Below are 18,406 nucleotides of genomic sequence, written 5' to 3'. Positions count from 1 at the left end.
GTGTTAATTTATCGAATTTCATTTTTTTGTTTGCCACAGTTTTAGCACCACCCTATATTTATTTTTCTTAGTTGTCTCAATCTTCATGACTTTGACTCTTCCAAAGTATCTAACACTAAGAATATCATTTACTTTCACTATTATATTAGAATTCTTAGTTCCATGCCAATTTAATTTAACTAAATTACTGGCAAGCGCCGTTTTTATCTGACTTCTGCTTTGCCCGCTGCTTTCAGCTAAAATTTTATCTAACCGCAGCGAAGATGCAACAATTGTCTTTTCAATTCCATCATCTTGCGGACTAAGCACTGATGAAACTGCTTTTAATTTAACTTGCTGCCGGCCAACCCTTGTAATCTGGTCTGTAAAGAAATCCGTTAATTCACTTTTTCCAAAAAACTGCCACCGGCCCTTGCCATCTGTAATGATATCACCAAATGTTGCAAGCTCAATTCCAGCATTAGCCAATGTGCCAAGAATGGCACTATGATTCAGACTGGCAAACTTTACCGGATATGCAATCTCAAAAGCCGTAATCCGATAGTCCGCAGGACTTAACTCAATTGCCCGATCACTTAAGTAAACGCGCTTCTTTTCGGCCTGCTCATAACCGCCATCTTCCTGAATAAAAAAATCATTACCAACAATTGTTTTAAGAATATCACGCTGCCCTGGATCTAAAAAATCAGTTAGCAGCCACTGGGTCCCATGAGACATTTTTTTGTAAAAACTAAACATTTTGTCAACGGTGACACGCTCATCGCCAGCAAAATACGGATAAAAAGAACTAGCCCTCTTCATCATCAGCCAATCAGCTTAAATAAAAGCTCAAACAACCACCGAAGTGCATAATCCTGAATAAAATATAACAGAAACAACGCTATTATCGGTGAAATATCAATTCCCGTTGAGTATGCTAACCGCTCAAGCGGGCCTTTTCTGAATAACCCAGTATACGGCTCAACTATTCTGTGAAGAAACCTACCCAAAACCGAATTACTTAGAAAAGGAAGCCAACTGGTGATCGCATCAATGACAATGAGTATGCAATATAACCAGATCAGCCAGTTAATTATGTTGTAAGCATGAAAAAGAATGTCAGCCATTTAACCTAGATTATCTTTCTTATCCACTAAATCACTAATTTTTCCATCCGTGACAAATTTAGGCGGCGTTGCCAAAAATATCTTATCGCCGATGCGTTGAATTTCACCATTCAGGGCGTAAACAGTTCCCGTGACAAAATCAACGATTCTTCGCGCAGAACTGTCATCCATTCTACTAAAATTAATGATCACAGCCTTATTGTTCAACAGATTTTGCGCGACATCTTTAGCATCGGAATAAACCCGCGGCTCATACAAGGCAATCTTACTTTTAGCGGAATTTAATCCGTCCTTGATTGAAACTACCTTATCATTGTTGACAGAACTGCCGTTTGCTTCCATTCCTGGGGCATATTCCTGATCATCATCATATTGTTCTTCTTCAGAAAGATCGTCTTCATCTGAAATTCCAAAAAACTTACCTAATTTATTGAGTGACATTTAAAGTTCTCCTTCTCTGCTAATTTTCATTGCGGTGTCTAAAGAATGGTATATCATCCTGATTATCATCTTGTGAATTAATTTCAATCTGTGAAATATCATCTTGATCCTCTTTAAAAGAATTCAATTCATCATCACGCGCAAACGACTTTGCTTGTTCATTCGCTCTCGAACGACGATCATCGTCATTTAAATTCCAGACGCTTGTCGGATCAACCATTGTTTTATGTTGAGGTGAACTTGGTCTAGCAGAATTTTGTTCATTAAGATTTCTTTCACTATTAACATCTGTTTTTCTTTCAGCATCATCATTCGTTTTACTTGGAGAAGCCTTAAACTGATGACTGCGTCCTGGTAATTGCTTAGAGGCTTTTTCCTCAACACTGGAATCAATTCCAGTTGCAATCACCGTTACAACTACCTCATCACCCAAGTTAGGGTTGATTGACGTCCCAAAGATGATATTGACATCTTCACCAGCAGCTTTGGAAACAATCTCGGAAGCATCCTGTGCTTCAAACAAAGTTAGATCCGGACCACCGGTAATATTCAGCAGGACCTGTTTAGCTCCATCAATTGAAACTTCCAGCAGCGGCGAAGAAATCGCCATTTTAGTTGCTTCAACCGTGCGATTTTCACCGTTAGCCCGGCCAATTCCCATTAATGCTGCACCCTGATTTGCCATCACTGTCTTGACATCGGCAAAGTCTAAGTTAACGTAATCAGTTGACGTGATTAAATCAGAAATTCCTTGCACACCTTGCTTTAAAACATTGTCCGCTTCCTTAAAAGCATCCATCATCGGCGTCTTTTTATCAACCATTTCCAATAAACGGTTATTTGCGATAATGACCAAGGTGTCAACATATTGCTTTAATTGAGTAATTCCTTCAGCTGCATTTTTTGACCGTCTAGGACCCTCAAAAGTAAACGGACGAGTTACCACGCCCACTGTCAAAGCTCCTGTCTCTCGAGCGATTTTGGCAACAATGGGAGCGGCACCGGTACCGGTACCGCCGCCCATTCCAGCAGTAATAAAAATCATATCTGAACCCTTAAGTGCGTCCTCAATTGCCTGCTCACTTTCCTCAGCCGCTTTTTGACCAACCTCAGGATGCGAACCTGCACCTAGACCCCTTGTAAGCTTAGGACCTAACTGAATTTTATTTTCCGCCTTATTGCTATTGAGTGCCTGAACATCAGTATTTGCAGCAACAAAGGAAACCCCCTGAACACCATCATCAATCATTCGATTAACGGCATTACCACCAGCGCCACCGACGCCGATTACTTTGATCACAGCACTCTTATTGTCGTCAGAATCAAATGTGAAATCCATCTATATAACCACCTTTAATCAAAGAACTTTTTAAACAAATTCTTGATACCTTTTTTTTGCTTAGTTTTTTTTGGCCTATCATCCGAAGATTTTTTTTCTCTAGGCAATTCATCTCTATTATAAGCCTCTTTTTCTCTAGTTTCACTAATAGAGACAATTCTATTTGAAACTTTGTTATTTTTTTGAACTTTCTTATCTTTTGGCCGCGTCAATGCTTCATTGCCATAAATTACTTGTTCGACAAGAAAATCAGTTTCTGACATTTTAGCCACATAATTTACAATGCCATAGGCCGCAGCGTATTCCGGACTGTGAATTCCTAATTCTGTAGGCTGAAAGATGCGCGTTTTTACGCCCAGACGCTGAGCAACAAGCCCCGCAGTACCCTGAAGCAAGCTATTGCCTCCGGTAATAACGATTCCTCCGGGCAAATTTAAACCGTTATGTTTCGCCAATCCATTGCCAATTCTGTCAATAATCTGCAGCATTCGCGCATTAATAATTTGGCTAAGATAAGTTTCATCAACTATTTTCTGATTAGGTGCCCCTACACTGTTAACCGCAAACTGATTCTTTTTTGATGTAAGGCTAGGGTCAGCAAAGCCATAATCAAATTTTAATTGCTCAGCATCTTTTTTCGAAATACTTAAAACAACAGAGATATCATTGCTGATATCACTTCCACCTTCAAAATCGATATTAGCATATTTTATCTGGCCGTCATGAATGATGGTGGCAGTAGTTATTCCGCCGCCAAGATCAAGGAGCACTGAACCAAAAGTACGCTCACTTTCCGTGAGTGCACTGCTGGCAATTGCTAATGGTGCTGGAATAAAAAGGTCATTTTGGTAGCCCGCACGTTCGATCGCTTTCTTCACATTATGAAGTGCACCAGAGGGGGCAGTCAGTAAAATACCGTGGACAGCTAAGGAATGGGCAATCATCTTCCGTGGGTCATCAACATCTGCCTTGCCATCAATCAAAAATCGGCTTGGCAAAAAGGCAATCGGTTCACGCTCATTTTTCACGGCAGAATTAATCGCCGTTTGCAAAGCGCGCTTAACATCAATATCCTCAATTTCACGGGCACTATCGCCGATATTGATCATATCGCTCGCAGTCTCCAGCTGAAGCATCCCAACCGGAATTCCGGTTACCACCCGATAAATGGTTGTATTAATTTTTTGTTCTATTTCTTTTAACGCTTTTTTTATTGCCAGCGCTGTTTGGTCAATATCAACAATTTTGCCGTGCCGCATCCCTGTATTAGAAACTTTAACCGCACCAATTACGTTACCAGAATCTGATACAACCGCTTTTATGCTTGTGGTGCCGATATCCAGACCCACCAAAAGATTTGAATTGTCCAAAATTTTTCCCCCATTAATTGCCTACAAACGAAATCTTAACATAAAAAGACAAAAATACAGACTATGATACACCATATATTTTCTTTTCCTTAGCCGTTAGCGGTCTACTGAAAACGCCCACTTCCATGTCAATTACACTATTTTTTTCTGCTTTTTTTCTAATTTCATCGTAATACCACAACTTGTCCTTAATGCTAGCGGCATTGCCAATTACCACATTGCCGTCTTTCATTACAAAAATTATTTGTGACGCCCTCTGCGTGTTGCCACTGAGCAGTTTAACTTTTTCCTGAAAAGCGGCAGGCAAGCTGTTAAATAATTTAATATCATGTTCCAGAGAAAGTTCATGATCATAACCAATAAACATTGGTTTGCTTTGATCAACCTCGGACCAAGGCAGATTAGCTGTTCCTAATTTGCCGCCAGTAATGATTTTGCGATAGCCATTTTTCAGTTTAATATACCCAATTGCTGGGTATTCATCGATCTGCAGCACTAAGTGATTAAGCCCATTCACATGCAATCTAATATCCTTTATTTCATTATACTTGCCTAGTAATTTTTTTTTTAATTTTTGCTGGGTAAGCATGCAGTGTAAGATTTTGTTGCTTGAATCAATATCAGCTGTTTTGGCAATTTGCACTGCTGGCAGATCATCGGCACCGACAATTTTGATACTGCTAACATCAGCAACCGGTGAAATATAATAACCAAGCACTATAATCACTAGCAGCGACAAAGAAATAATCAAGCCCAGGCGTCGAAATAATGCTTTCTTTCGTTCCGCATTAAGTTGCTTAAGCGAGGCAGAAAGTGGCGCCTTTTTGTGTGAACGGGTGTTTTTACTCTCCGACTGATGCCGCAGATAATGCGCTAGTTTTTCGTCAGGATCAATTTTAGTCACCCGTTTGTTACCCATCTGCCTCACCTACTTTCTTAACGAGAAATTTCTTGCATGACTTTAATTACTTCATCTGCCGCATCAGGAACACCCAATTTTTTCGATGCAGCACTCATTTCTGTCGCATATTTTTCATCCAATAAAATATGGTCAATTGATGAAATAAAACTATTCGGATTCAAATCGGCTTCCGAGATGACCAGCGCTGCGCCAGCCTTTTCCAAATCAAGTGCATTCTTCATTTGGTGATTATGCGTTACGTTTGGACTCGGAATCAAAATTGCCGGCACACCCAGCGCCGTGAATTCTGCAATACTGGTTGCCCCCGACCGTGAAACAACACAGGCCATTTCCGGCAGTAAAGCCGGCATATTTTGAATGTATGATAAAATTTTGATGTTATCTCCATATTCAATATTCTGCAATTTTTCTTTAACTTTAGCAAAATAAAAGGTGCCTGTTACCCAAATAATTTGGTAGGGTTTGTTTTTCAGCTTCATCAGCGACTTGAGCATGACTCGATTAATTGCCAGCGCCCCGCGGGAACCGCCAAAAACCAAAACAGTTGAAATTTTCGGATTTAATTGTAATTCTTTTTGCAGATCGATTTGGGGACTATGGAGGTTAAGAATTTGTTGTGAACGGGGATTGCCCGTTTTAACCAGCTTTTCTTTTTCTGCAAATTGCGTTGCCGCATCATCAAAGGTATAGCAAATTTTGTCAACGTAATGACCCAAAAATTTATTAGCGACCCCAACCACCGAATTGGACTCATGAATCATGGTCGGAATGTGCATTTTGGCTGCCGCATAGACAAGTGCGCCGCTAACATAACCGCCCGTGCCAACCACAACATCGGGCTTAAAAGCAGTCAAAATTTTCTTTGCCCTCTTGGTTGCCTTGATAAACAAGTTCACTGTTGTAAAATTTTTCAAAAGATGTTTACGGTTAAAGCCCTGAATATCAATTGTTGTGAAATTTACTCCTGCTGCAGGAACAATTTTAGCTTCAAGACCTTTTTTTGTTCCCACAAACAAAATTTCATCGTTACTTGCAATCTTTTGCTGCTTCAGACGGTCAATAATCGCCATGATTGGATAAATGTGGCCGCCCGTGCCGCCACCGGTAAAGATAACTCTCATTTTACTTAGTCTTTAATTCCTTAACAAAATTTATAAAATAATCGCCGCGTTCTTCAAAAGTACGAAATTGATCCCAAGAGGCGCAAGCCGGTGAAAACAACAGCACATCTCCGGGATTAGTTAGTTCATATGCTTTCGGGACAGCCTCTTGCAGCGTGTTTTCAAGCACGATCTTCTTGATTCCAGCTTTTCTGGCCGCGTCGGCTAAGAGGTACTTCGATTCACCGTATAAAACAACCGCTTTAACATGTTCCCGCAAAAGCGGAACTAACGAATCAAACGTAAACCCGCGATCCAACCCACCGGCAAGCCAAACTTCCGGGGCAGTAAAAGCGGGAATGGCAACAGAAGCAGCCTCAATATTGGTAGACTTTGAATCATTATAAATCTTGCGGCCGTCCAGCGTCATCACATATTGTAACCGATGCTTTGCTCCCGCAAAATTCTTCAGAACTGCTCGAATATCAGAATTATCCGCGCCCATGATCTTGGAAATTGCAATTGCCACCAAGGCGTTTTGCTGATTATGGATTCCCGGCAGTTTCATGTCATCCTTTTTCATGATCTGTTCGGTTTTACTTGCAAGATATTCCTTGCCGATAAAATAATCAGCGTTGGCATCCCGCTCAGAAAAAGTTTGCATTTGTGCCTTGGTAACTTCTTTTTCTTTCTGCAAGATATCTTTTTGGTCGAAATTGGCAATGAAATAATCATTAACAGTTTGGGTTCTGGTCACATTTAGTTTGGCATTAACATAATTGGCAAAAGTCTTGTGGTAATCCAGATGCACATTGTGGTAAATATCAACAATGGCGGCCACTTTGGGATCAATGTCAGTAACACCCAAAAGCTGAAAACTCGACATCTCAACCACCAAAATATCATCCTTTGTGGCTTTAGGAACAACCTCAGAAATAGGAACACCAATGTTGCCAACCGCAAAAGCATGATGACCATTTTTTTGCAAGTGGCGATCAAGAATTTGCTGCGTCAGCATGACTGTGGTTGTTTTTCCGTTCGAGCCCGTAACACAAACATATGGTGCCTCGCTGACGGCCAAAGCTATTTCCGGTTCTGTAATAATCGGGAGCTTTAGCTCTGCAGCTTTCTTAACCATCGGATTGTCATAGGTAATACCCGGATTTTTGACAAAATAAGCAAAATCTTCCTGCTCAAGCAATTCAACCGGATGGTGCCCGCCAATCACGTGAACACCTAATTTCTCTAATTCATGTGCCTGCGGATTGTCAGTTAAATCAGACTTATCATTTAAAGTAACCTGTGCTCCTAATTTGAGCAGCAGTTTACTAACCGCAAAACCGCTTTTGCCCAAGCCTAACACTAAAACATTTTTATTTTTATAAGTATTAATCTGTCTCATTTCTAACCCCAGATTAGCAAATATCCAATACTACCAACTAAGCCAACCAGCCAAAAGACGATGTCGACCTTCCATTCGGACCAGCCCAGCATTTCAAAGTGGTGATGAATCGGCGTCATTTTAAAAATTCTTTTACCAGTAGTCTGAAACGAAATCACCTGTAAAATTACACTAAGCGTTTCCAAAACAAAAACAATTCCCACTAGCAAAAGCGACCACGGCCGGTTAAGCAAAATGCTAACGGTCGCTAAACCGCCGCCAAGCGCCAGCGAACCGGCATCTCCCATGAAAATTTGTGCCGGTTTATGATTAAACATAAAGAAACTAATTAAGCCGCCAATTACGCTCATACAAAAAATTAAAATTGTAAAATTCTTTTGTTTAAACGCAATATACGCATAAGTGCCGTAAGCGACAATTGATAATCCGGTTGCCAAGCCATCCAAACCATCAGACAAATTAACGGCATTTGAAAAACCAACGAGCCAGAAAATCACAAAAATTGTAAAAAGAATGCTACTACTTACTTGGCCCAAAAACGGGATAAATAATTGAAATTTGAACTTATCGGATGCCGCAATTCCAACAATTAAAACTGCAATCAAAATTTGCAGCAAGAGTTTTTGCCAGGCGCGCAAACCTAGATTCCGCTTGAAATACAGCTTAATGCCGTCATCAAGAAAGCCAATCAGGCCGTAACCAAAAAGACCGATTAGCAAGATCAGCAACGATTTATTCACTTGCCCTTGCCAAATCGCCACGCCAAGTGCAGAAATAATGGCCGCAAGAATAAAAACCACACCGCCCATCGTTGGTGTTCCGGACTTCTTTTTGTGCCATTTGGGGCCTTCATCACGAATTTCTTGGCCTTCATGGTGCAGCCGCATAACCATGATGAACCACGGTAAAATTAAACCGGTTAAAACCAGCGAAATGACTAATGCAATGATGCTATTAAGCATGATGCTACTCCTTTAAAACAACTGTTACTTTTGTACCTGCTTTTAATGCTGAACCAGGTTTAACACTTTGGCGATAAACTGTTCCCTTGCCTTCGATTTTGAGTTTAATTCCCGTTAAGCTCATAAATTGATGCAAATCTCTGCCCGTCCAATCCTTCATGTCCGGACAAGTAATTTTACCAGATGTTAAAACAAAAATTCTACTGCCAGATTCCTGCTTTTGGCCCTTTTCGTATAACTGGTCAATTACTTTATCGCCACTACCAATTTTAACAATATCAAATCCGCTTTTCACAGCTTCCTTCTTTGCCGCCGAATAAGTCAGTCCCTTCAGTTTCGGCAGTAAAACAATCGTTGGGCTGTCTTCCTCATCCTTGGACATCGCAATCACACGGCTCATCAAGGGTTTAAAAATAGAGCTCAAAATGGTTTCGGCTGGCTTAGTCATTAATTGCGGCTGGCGCATTGTGATATAAATACAATAACGCGGGTTATCCGCCGGAGTCACCCCAACGACAGAAAAAATATAATTATTACTGCCTTTTAAGTATCCACCATGCTTGCGGTTGGCAATTTGGGCTGTTCCGGTTTTAACAGCAATACTTTTACCTGGCATCTTATATGCATAACCCGTACCAATACGCTTATTTAAAACCTGCTTCATGTTTGCCAGAACCACTTTTCTGGTCGCGGCGGAATAAACCGGTTGCCCCACCTTTTTAATTTGGTAACCCTTAATTACATCACCATTGGCATTCGTAACCTTATCAACATACTGCGGCTGCACCATTTGCCCGTCATTTGCCAGACTGCTAAACGCCTGCATCATTTGCATTACGTTGACATTGACACCTTGGCCAAAACTCGTTACCACCTGGTCGACTGGTAATTTAAATGAGATAAGTCCTGCTTGTTCTCCGGGTAAGGTAACGCCGGTTTTTTCACCGATACGAAATTTCTTCAGATACTTACCCCAAGTTTTTGCTCCCATTTGTTCTTCAATATGAACGAACCCTGTGTTACTTGACCGCGGAAATGCTTGGGAAAACGGAATACTGCCCCAGCCGCTTTTTTGCCAGTCATGAATCACTGATCCATTAACCGCCACAGTACCGGAATTGTAATACTGGTTGGGATGAAAATTGCCGCTGTTAACCGAAGCCGCTAAGGTTAACACCTTGAAAACAGAACCCGGCTCGTATGTGTCCTGAACTAAGATATTTCGGTAAGATTTGCTCATTCCCTCCTTAGTTTCCGGATTAAAAGTGGGACGCTGCGAAGCCGCCAACACCTTTCCTGTTTTAATATCCTCAACAACCGCTGTGAGCACAACCGGCTTATAAGTTTTCTGAACAAAAGATAGGCGGTTTTCCAGCAGATTCTGTAGTTGCGAATCAATTGTTAAATATAAATTGTCGCCATTTTGCGCAGCTTTATATGTTTGATTGCTATTGGGCGTTTGGTAATTAGCGGCATCCACCGAAGAAATTTGGTAACCATCCTTACCGGATAACAGGTTATCATACCAAGCTTCCAGGCCCATTGTTCCCACTAAATTCTGACTGCCCGTTTTTTGATCTTCTTCCGGCTGTGCCAAACCAACGATATGCGTGGCAAAATTTCCGTTGGGATAAAGTCGTGCAGGCGTTTCAATAAACTTAATTCCCGGCAGCTTCATTGCCGAAATTTTATCTTTTTGAACTTTGGTCAAATTATTACCAGCGACACCAAATTGAACCTGAAAGGCGTTGTGCTTGGGGGAAAGATACTGCAGCACGTGCCTAACAGAAAGCGGCAAAACCTTAGCCAGTTCTTGAGCAGTTTTTTCTTTGTTTACAACGTATTCCGGTTTATTTTTATAATTAATTGAGGACTTATCCAAAATTGCATAAATAGTGTACGAATGTGAATCTTCAGCAATCGCCAAACCATTTCGGTCATAGATTGTACCCCGGGTCGCTTTTAATACCTGATTACGCTTGTATAATTGTTCAGTGCGTGCAGATAAATTACGGCCGTTAACTGTTTTAGAGATTCCCAAATACAAAAGACGAGCCACAAATACAAGAAAAACCAAAGCTACAACTATTTGAAGAAATCTTCCCACCGTAAACCGATTGTGATGTGCTTTGGATCTTTGTAATTTTAATCTATCAATCCGCTTTTTCATTAGTGAATTGTCCTAATATTTTTCTCAATCAAAGTTAAACCTTTGGATTGTGCGATTTTATTCATGCGTGAACTAGAGGTCAACTCGCCTATCTCCTGCTGCAAGTCGGCTACCCGGTTTTGCTCACTTGTCATTGATTGTTGAATATTTGTCAGTTCATGCTGTGCAGCTGTCGCAGATATATTTGCGGCAACCAAAAAAGTCATCATCCCGGCAACTACCAGCGTGCCAGCACTAACCAAAAATTTTTCCGATAATGACCACTTAACTTTTTGTGGTGAAACAACAACCCGCTTTTGCTTCTGTGGAGATGTTTGTCGTTTAGGCTCATATTCTATTTTTCTTACCGTACTATCAGCCATTATTTTTCCTCTTTTTATATTTTTTCTGCAATCCGTAATTTTGCACTGTGTGAGCGCCGGTTATTTGCTACTTCATTAATTGAAGCAATAATTGGTTTGCGATTAATTAACCGCAGTGTTGGTTTTGAATCATCAGGTACTGCGGGCATTCCTCGCGGCACTTCGACCTCAGAATATTTTTTAAATATTTTTTTGACAATTTTGTCTTCATCAGACTGAAAAGTAATCACACTAATTCTGCCGCCTGGCTTAAGAACAGCAATTGCTTCCTTGAGCGATTCTTGCAGTACTTCCAATTCATGATTGACTGCAACTCGCAATGCCTGGAAAGTTTTTTTGGCAGGGTGCCCCCCACTTCTTCGGGCATACGCTGGAATTGCTTCCTTGATAATTGCCACTAATTCAAACGTAGTAGCAATCGACTTAATTTTACGTTTTTCAACTATTCTATGAGCAATTTGTCGCGAAAATTTTTCGTCACCATACTGGTATAAAAGCGTCGCCAAATCCTTTTGACTTAAAGTATTGACTAGCTGATAAGCATCTAATGCCTGTCTTTGATCCATCCGCATGTCCAAACGCGCATCAAACCGATATGAAAATCCCCGGTCCGACTGATCAAATTGAGGCGAAGAAACGCCTAAATCATAATAGATACCATCAATACCGTCCCGATAACCTAGTTTTACTAAATCAGCTTGTAAATGGCTAAAATTGTCGTGAACTAATCTTAGTTTAAGTGGACCATGAGAATGCAATATATTAGCAAAATTCTCATTTGCCAATTTTATTGCATAATCATCTTGATCAAAACCAATTAATGTTCCAGATTTTATTTGATTAAGTAAATACTGGGCGTGTCCCCCACCGCCAAATGTTGCGTCAACATAAATACCGCCGTTTTTAGGCTTTAAATTATCAATCGTTTCGTGTAAAAGTACACTTGTATGTTTGAATTCCATAATTATAGTTGAATATCATCCAAATCTTCTGCAATGTCATCGTAGTTTTCGTTAGCTTCCTCAGAAAAGCTTTCCCAGCGTTCCTTGGCCCAAATCTCTATCCGGTCGGAAACGCCTACAATTACACATTCTTTTACAAGTCCGGCATGTTCCTTCAAAGTTGGCGTTAGATTGACACGTCCTTGCTTATCAAATTCACACTCCATTGCGCCTGAATAAAATAAACGGGTAAAATTTCGTGCATTACGCTTAGTCAATGGAAGTTTGGCTAATTTAGCTTCAATTTCTTGCCATGTATTTGGCAAATAACCAAAAATGCAGCCTTCCATGCCCCGAGTAAAAATCATCTTGCTGCCAATTTGCTCACGCAATTTTGCAGGCATAATCAAACGTCCTTTGTTATCAAGATTATGATGATATTCACCCATAAACATGGAGTTAGCCTCCCTTCCCTGAATAATTTACCACAATTCACCACTTTCTACCACATTTTAGTAAAAAAAATTGCTTTATTAAAAAACAAAAGGCTTTGAATTCAATCTGATTCAAAGCCTAATATTAAAGAATTACCATAAGAATTAGTCCAAGATACCATAACATACTACAAGCAGTCAGATAATCCCACAGTTCCCCAAAAATTTTACCTAAAGAAATATTTTTATATTTTATCGCATTGTTGATCGCAACAATAATGACTAAAATGAAATAAATTAAAAAACCGTAAGGTAAAAAAGATGGTTTTTTCTGATATGATGTAATTAAACTGCAAGCAGTAATAAAGAAAAATGGTAAGATATTATAGCCCCGAAAATGTGTTTTCGGGAAAAACCTATTGAGCAAAGCTGCTAGCAGCAATCCAATAAGCGGTATTAAGAAGATCAATAACATAATTCCCTCCATTTTTCTATTTTAAACCTGCAGCTAATTGAAAAAAATAATTAAGTAGCATAAAATATTGTTCAACAAGGGAGGTTAAAATGGCAAGAAAAAAGAAAAAATCCTTTTTCCAAAGGTTAACAATCGCGATGGCATGGTTAATGGCAGCAATTACCCTGTTTGGTGTAATTGCTAGTGTGCTAACTGCACTGATTAATGGTGGCATAATTTAAGGACGTGGAAGTGAATTCCGCGTCCTTATTATTTGTAGGCATTTAAATCAATTAAGAACGGATATTTAAATGCCAGTGTTCCCCAAAGCCAATAAGTTGCACTTGCAAAAATTAGTGCCCAAAACAAAGTTAATGGCAAACTAGCAAAAAGTGACTTAATGGAAACAGAGATCAAACCTGTGATTGTCAAAATAAACCAGCTATAAGCTGCCAGAATAATTACACCAAGCAAAATCACGAGCAGCCTTGTCCAAAACACTTCCGGTAAAAAGCGGGCGATTTTTTGACAAAAAAATGAACTTAACGGGAAAAAAACAGCATAAATACCAATAATTCCCCAAAAGTAAAGATCAGCAATTATCCCAATCCCCAGAGCTAACCAAAATTCTTTCGTATTGTTACTGTCAAAAAGATTAATCAGCATCACAGAAACCGGTAATAATAAACATGAGCCACTATACTTTCCCAGATTCATAAATTGATGCAGATAAAAAGCCAGGCTGCCATCAATAGCTATGGTAAAGTATAAAGCAATTGCTAACACATTTTTACGCAAAAACTGCATCTTAACCCGCCACCTTCCGCTTAATGACCGTGACGACTGACGGATCATTAATTTCGCCGGCTGGCTTAATTTCAATTAAATCAGACAACCCGAAAGTATCATGAGTTGTGCTGCTGATTGTCCCAATCAGCAAACCTTTAGGCGAATTGCCTCCTAGTCCACTTGTATAGATTTGGCTTCCCTGCTTCAACTTTTTGCTGTCAACAACCTGCGTAAAGGCTAACTGATTATTGCCAATAACTGTGATTATGCCATGAACAATCTTGCCATCAGAAGTTGTTGCTTGAACCGAAAAACGATTGGCAGACTTATCAGTTGTCGTAATCAATTCAACTTTAGCGGATGCGGCATTGACTTCAATAATTCTGCCAATAACACCACCACCGCACATCACAGCCATATTTTTCTGAAGACCGGCAGTTGCTCCCTTATTAATTACCAACAAATCGGACCAACTGTCAGGAGAACGCGAAATTACCGAAGCGTTGATCGTTGTATACGAAGTTAAGGTATCTTTCAGCTTCAATGCAGACTTTAACTGTTTATTTTCAGATGTCAAAGCTTCATTTTCGGCTTCGGACCGCTGCATATTGGTTATGCGTGACTTTAAATAATTATTTTCATTTTGCGCATTCAAAATATCATGAACGCTATTTAAACCACCAGAAATTATTTTAACTGGAAAATCAACTATGCGCGTACCAACAGCCACAATATCATTACCAAAACTTTGAATTAGCAATGGTGTATTTCTCTTTTTACGCAGGCTCACACTGAAACCCAAGACTGAAAAAATGATGATTAGTATGATGCACACTGTTAATAACTTTTTGTTTTGTAAAATTTTTTTCATATGGTAATGATCCTAAAGAAAAACCGGCAAGCGCCGGCTTTATTATTTGCGACTTCTGCGCATTACTTCAATACTCTTGAGCGATTTACCAGTCCCGACTGCAACACAGTCAAGCGGCTCCTGCGCAATAAATACCGGGACTTTAGTTGCATCCGAGATCACATCCGGCAAGTTTTTTAATAGTGCGCCGCCGCCGGTTAAAACAATTCCGTGATCAATCACATCGGCCGCAATTTCGGGAGAGGTTTGCTCTAAAGTTTCTTTAATTGCAATGATAATTGCCTGAACAACATCTTGGATCGCTGTTGCAACATCAGTTGCCGTAATCTCAATCGATTTGGGCAGACCTGTTACCAAGTCTCTTCCCCGAATTGTTACAGACTCAATTTCTTTAGCTTTATCAATTGAAGCCGAACCAATCTGAATTTTAATATCTTCGGCAGTTCTTTCGCCAATCAATAAGTTGAAATTTGAATGAACGTAATTAACAATCGCGATATTAAACTTGTCGCCAGCCTGGCGAATCGAAGTTGACGAAACAATTCCCCCAAGTGAAATTGTTGCAACATCAGTTGTGCCCCCACCAATGTCAACAACCATTGAACCAGTTGGATCCATCACGGGTAACCCAGCACCAATTGCGGCCGCAAACGGTTCTTCAATCACATAGGCTTCACGAGCACCAGCAACCCTAGCGGCATCAATTACGGCCCGTTTTTCAACTTCGGTCACTCCGGACGGGACACAGATCATCACAGAAGGCTTGGAATTGCCCACGGTCTTTTCCATAAAATACTTGAGCATCGCAGCCGTTGTATCGTAATCGGCAATCACACCGTCCTTCATAGGACGAATCGCAACGATTGTTGCTGGTGTGCGGCCAATCATTTCCCTAGCTTCCGAACCTACAGCAATTACTTTTTTCGTCTGTGTATTTTTGGCAACTACAGAAGGCTCCCTCAAGACGATGCCTTTACCCTCAATATATACAAGCGTATTGGCAGTGCCCAAGTCGATCCCAATATTTTTTGAACCTAATCCAAACACAAAAAATCTCTCCTTAAACATTTGCAGTCTTTAAATCTTGATTAATTATAACAAAAAATTGACAACAAAACTTATTTCAGAGAGAACTTTAGTGAATTTAAAACAATTCGCGTTCTTTTAAGCTGAGATACTTTTCTTTGCCAACAATAAAATGATCTAGCAACCTAATCTGCATTAATTCAGCAGCCTTGTCCAGCTGCCTAGTCAATTTCAAGTCACTTTGAGACGGCAACAATCTGCCGCTGGGATGATTGTGGACCACAAATAGTGCCGCGCAGCCATAAATCATTGCCCAACGAAAAATCTCGCGTGGATGAACAACCGTTTTATCCAAAGTACCGCGGAAAAGCATTTTTTCCGCAACAATATGGTTGCTGTTATCAATATAAATTGCCCAAAATTCTTCCTGCTTGTGCCCAGCCAGTTTGTCGGCCAAATAAGTTCCCACTTCATGACTTGAGGTAAGAATCGTTTCACGGTTGCTTTCTGCGCTCCGTAGCCGCTCCATTATTTCCTCAATGGTAACAGCTATTTTAATGTCACATGTCGGGCCAGACGTATAAACGAGCAGATCACTAAAACTTTCGATATGCTGACTAATAATTTGATCCTTTAGCTGCTGGAGATCAGTAATCCCTTTATCCTCCAATTCCGCAAACAAATTAAATAAAACTTCAGTATCCGTATTTACTAGGTAATGGTTTGTTTTTTCAATTTTCATAAAATAATACTCCTTTCACCTATTAAATACGTGAAAAAGCTAAATTTTACCTAAAAAATCACAAAAATTTTTGCAAACCATGACAGCATTTTGCCAATCAAGCTCTGTTGGCGGAAGCAAGTCAGGAATCATCACGCACTTGATACCTGCTGCCTTTGCAGCTTGCACACCTGAGGACGAATCTTCAAATGCGAGTATATTTTCTTTTGCTATATTCATTTTCTTTGCGGCCAACAAATAAATATCCGGTGCTGGTTTAGAGCGCAAATTATTTTCTTTAACATCCACCAAACTCACATGAAAACAGAAATAATTTCTAATTCCGGTAACCCACATCACATGTTCAACTACTTTTTCAGAATTGCTGGAAACCAATGCCATGGGAAGAGCTAATTGCTGAAATTGATCAAGCGCGGCCTGTACTCCCGGCTGCAGCTGCAGTTTCCCTTCATCGGCCCACTGCCAAACAATTTCGTTGGTGCGGGCAATGAAATGATCTACCTGAGCTTTATCTTTAAAATAGTGGTGATAAAAATTCTGCATCACCTGTTCAGACGCACCCGCCAGTTTTAAATAGGTGTCATCAGGCGTATGCAGATTTTCTTCTTTTGCTGCCTGAATATTCGCCTGCCAGTACAAGTGCTCAGAATTAACAAGCAGGCCGTCCATATCGAAAAGGATGCCCGTTATTTCTTCCTTAATTCCGTTTACCTGCATTTTTTACCTCCCATGTCAGTAGTTCGCCAACCAAATAAAATGATCCGGTCACGAGCAAAATATCATTTTTGCCGCTTTCCGCTTTTAATTTGGTAAAAGCCGCTTGCCATTTTTCTTCATAATGATACCGCATCTGCACATCGCATGGAAAATCTTCTTTCTTGGCGGCCCGGGGATAATTAATTGTTGTCAAAACTACCTGATCGGTTTTATTAAACAGTGAAAAAACTTCTTCCAAATCTTTGTCCTTCATCATTGCAATCAGGATACGCACTCTGCCGCCTGTTCGCTGACCCCGCGTGTGAACTAATTCCAGTAAGTTGGATATTGCCTGAATATTATGCGCCCCATCGGCAATGATCAAGGGCGTTTTTTTCAGAACCTGATATCTCCCCGGTATTATTGTCTGGTTAATGGCCTCTTCAAGCAATTTTTTAGATAAAGGTAATTGTAATAGCAAAAAAGCTTTGACCGCCACCGCCACATCATATTCCTCAACCAACGGGCGAGAATTAAAGGCAAACTTATTTCGCTCATCTGCATAAAGCATCTGCGTAGTATTGGAAACAGTAAAATCTTCATTAAGCAAATAAATCGGTGCTTGTTTTTCTGCGGCCCGCTGCAAAAAAAGCGACAAAACACTTTCTGGAACATTACCCAAGACAACTGGCCTTTTCTGCTTGATAACGCCGCTCTTTTCACGAGCAATATCCTGGATTGTCGGGCCAATAATTTTTTCGTGATCCAAGCCTACGGTTGTAATGACACTAACTTCCGGCGTAATCACATTCGTCTTGTCATGCTGTCCACCGATTCCGACTTCAATCACCGCATAGTCACACTTTTCTTGAGCAAAAAAGATAAAAGCCAAAGCCACTTCATATTCAAAAGTCACAAGGGAAAAAGCCGGTTCTTGCTCCTTGATTTCTTTCAAGATTTTTTCCAATACATTCGCTGCCACCACTAAATCTGCATCGCTGATATCACGCCCGTTAAGCTGAATTCGTTCGTTAAATTCATATACATAAGGTGAGACAAAAAGGCCCGTCTTTTGACCGGCCTTTTGCAGTAAATTACTAATGTAATAAGAAGTTGAGCCCTTGCCATTGGTTCCCGTAACATGAATCGTTTTTACCTTATTCTGCGGATTGTCCAATTTAGCCAAAACCTGCTTGACATAAGACAAGTCGCTCTTAGGATGAAGCTTGGGCAGCGAATATAAATGGTTAATCACGTCTTTGGCATTAGTAAAAATCAC

The 18,406-nt window shown here is 40.3% G+C and carries 21 protein-coding genes; 1 reads left to right on the top strand and 20 read right to left on the bottom strand.

Going from position 1 to position 18,406, the window contains the following annotated elements:
* Positions 1-18: 18 nt before the first annotated feature.
* The 14 genes from PT285_RS05310 to PT285_RS05245 form a co-directional block, all read right to left on the bottom strand.
* A complete protein-coding gene (locus PT285_RS05310) occupies positions 19-807 on the bottom strand; it encodes an RNA-binding protein (RefSeq protein ID WP_277150619.1) in 789 nt (262 codons plus the stop codon).
* A complete protein-coding gene (locus PT285_RS05305) occupies positions 804-1,106 on the bottom strand; it encodes a YggT family protein (RefSeq protein ID WP_277148463.1) in 303 nt (100 codons plus the stop codon). The genes PT285_RS05310 and PT285_RS05305 overlap by 4 nt, the downstream gene beginning before the upstream one ends.
* A complete protein-coding gene (locus PT285_RS05300) occupies positions 1,107-1,547 on the bottom strand; it encodes a cell division protein SepF (protein ID WP_277148462.1) in 441 nt (146 codons plus the stop codon).
* 19 nt (positions 1,548-1,566) lie between these two features.
* Positions 1,567-2,886: a cell division protein FtsZ gene (ftsZ, locus tag PT285_RS05295; protein WP_277148460.1), complete on the bottom strand. Its 1,320-nt coding sequence runs from the start codon at positions 2,884-2,886 to the stop codon at positions 1,567-1,569.
* A 14-nt stretch (positions 2,887-2,900) separates the two neighbouring features.
* A complete protein-coding gene (ftsA, locus tag PT285_RS05290; RefSeq protein WP_277148458.1) occupies positions 2,901-4,256 on the bottom strand; it encodes a cell division protein FtsA in 1,356 nt (451 codons plus the stop codon).
* A gap of 61 nt (positions 4,257-4,317) precedes the next feature.
* Positions 4,318-5,175, bottom strand: coding sequence for a cell division protein FtsQ (locus tag PT285_RS05285; RefSeq protein ID WP_277148456.1), 858 nt, complete (start codon positions 5,173-5,175; stop codon positions 4,318-4,320).
* Positions 5,176-5,192: 17 nt separating this feature from the next.
* Positions 5,193-6,299: an undecaprenyldiphospho-muramoylpentapeptide beta-N-acetylglucosaminyltransferase gene (murG, locus tag PT285_RS05280; protein WP_277148454.1), complete on the bottom strand. Its 1,107-nt coding sequence runs from the start codon at positions 6,297-6,299 to the stop codon at positions 5,193-5,195.
* Position 6,300: 1 nt separating this feature from the next.
* Positions 6,301-7,680, bottom strand: a complete 1,380-nt coding sequence (murD, locus tag PT285_RS05275) for a UDP-N-acetylmuramoyl-L-alanine--D-glutamate ligase (RefSeq protein ID WP_277148452.1) — start codon at positions 7,678-7,680, stop codon at positions 6,301-6,303.
* A 2-nt stretch (positions 7,681-7,682) separates the two neighbouring features.
* A complete protein-coding gene (gene mraY / locus PT285_RS05270) occupies positions 7,683-8,642 on the bottom strand; it encodes a phospho-N-acetylmuramoyl-pentapeptide-transferase (protein WP_277148450.1) in 960 nt (319 codons plus the stop codon).
* 4 nt (positions 8,643-8,646) lie between these two features.
* The gene (locus PT285_RS05265) at positions 8,647-10,812 is read right to left on the bottom strand and encodes a penicillin-binding transpeptidase domain-containing protein (RefSeq protein WP_277148448.1); all 2,166 of its coding nucleotides are present in this window, start codon (positions 10,810-10,812) and stop codon (positions 8,647-8,649) included.
* A complete protein-coding gene (gene ftsL, locus PT285_RS05260; protein ID WP_277148447.1) occupies positions 10,812-11,174 on the bottom strand; it encodes a cell division protein FtsL in 363 nt (120 codons plus the stop codon). Before ftsL ends, PT285_RS05265 begins: the two co-directional genes overlap by 1 nt.
* Before the next feature lie 14 nt (positions 11,175-11,188).
* Positions 11,189-12,136, bottom strand: coding sequence for a 16S rRNA (cytosine(1402)-N(4))-methyltransferase RsmH (gene rsmH / locus PT285_RS05255; RefSeq protein ID WP_277148445.1), 948 nt, complete (start codon positions 12,134-12,136; stop codon positions 11,189-11,191).
* Between the two features lie 2 nt (positions 12,137-12,138).
* Positions 12,139-12,570, bottom strand: coding sequence for a division/cell wall cluster transcriptional repressor MraZ (gene mraZ / locus PT285_RS05250; protein WP_277148443.1), 432 nt, complete (start codon positions 12,568-12,570; stop codon positions 12,139-12,141).
* A 124-nt stretch (positions 12,571-12,694) separates the two neighbouring features.
* A complete protein-coding gene (locus tag PT285_RS05245) occupies positions 12,695-13,024 on the bottom strand; it encodes a DUF3397 family protein (protein WP_277148441.1) in 330 nt (109 codons plus the stop codon).
* Positions 13,025-13,113: 89 nt separating this feature from the next.
* Here PT285_RS05245 and PT285_RS05240 point away from each other — a divergent pair, with 89 nt between their 5' ends.
* On the top strand, positions 13,114-13,245 hold the full coding sequence (locus PT285_RS05240) for a DUF4044 domain-containing protein (protein WP_277148439.1): 132 nt from the start codon (positions 13,114-13,116) through the stop codon (positions 13,243-13,245).
* A gap of 28 nt (positions 13,246-13,273) precedes the next feature.
* Here PT285_RS05240 and mreD read toward each other — a convergent pair whose 3' ends face one another.
* From mreD to PT285_RS05210, 6 genes are all read right to left on the bottom strand, one after another.
* A complete protein-coding gene (gene mreD / locus PT285_RS05235; RefSeq protein ID WP_277148437.1) occupies positions 13,274-13,810 on the bottom strand; it encodes a rod shape-determining protein MreD in 537 nt (178 codons plus the stop codon).
* Position 13,811: 1 nt separating this feature from the next.
* Entirely contained in the window at positions 13,812-14,663 is an 852-nt protein-coding gene (mreC, locus tag PT285_RS05230) for a rod shape-determining protein MreC (protein ID WP_277148435.1), read from the bottom strand.
* Between the two features lie 42 nt (positions 14,664-14,705).
* Positions 14,706-15,710, bottom strand: coding sequence for a rod shape-determining protein (locus tag PT285_RS05225; RefSeq protein WP_277148433.1), 1,005 nt, complete (start codon positions 15,708-15,710; stop codon positions 14,706-14,708).
* 97 nt (positions 15,711-15,807) lie between these two features.
* Positions 15,808-16,431, bottom strand: a complete 624-nt coding sequence (locus PT285_RS05220; RefSeq protein WP_277148431.1) for a RadC family protein — start codon at positions 16,429-16,431, stop codon at positions 15,808-15,810.
* A 39-nt stretch (positions 16,432-16,470) separates the two neighbouring features.
* Positions 16,471-17,148: an HAD family phosphatase gene (locus tag PT285_RS05215; RefSeq protein WP_277148429.1), complete on the bottom strand. Its 678-nt coding sequence runs from the start codon at positions 17,146-17,148 to the stop codon at positions 16,471-16,473.
* The gene (locus tag PT285_RS05210) at positions 17,129-18,406 is read right to left on the bottom strand and encodes a folylpolyglutamate synthase/dihydrofolate synthase family protein (protein ID WP_277148426.1); all 1,278 of its coding nucleotides are present in this window, start codon (positions 18,404-18,406) and stop codon (positions 17,129-17,131) included. The genes PT285_RS05215 and PT285_RS05210 overlap by 20 nt, the downstream gene beginning before the upstream one ends.

Source organism: Lactobacillus sp. ESL0791, from assembly GCF_029433255.1.
Lineage (GTDB): Bacteria > Bacillota > Bacilli > Lactobacillales > Lactobacillaceae > Lactobacillus.
The sequence above is the reverse complement of the archived record's forward strand: the minus strand, read 5'-3'. Positions and strand labels throughout refer to the sequence as shown.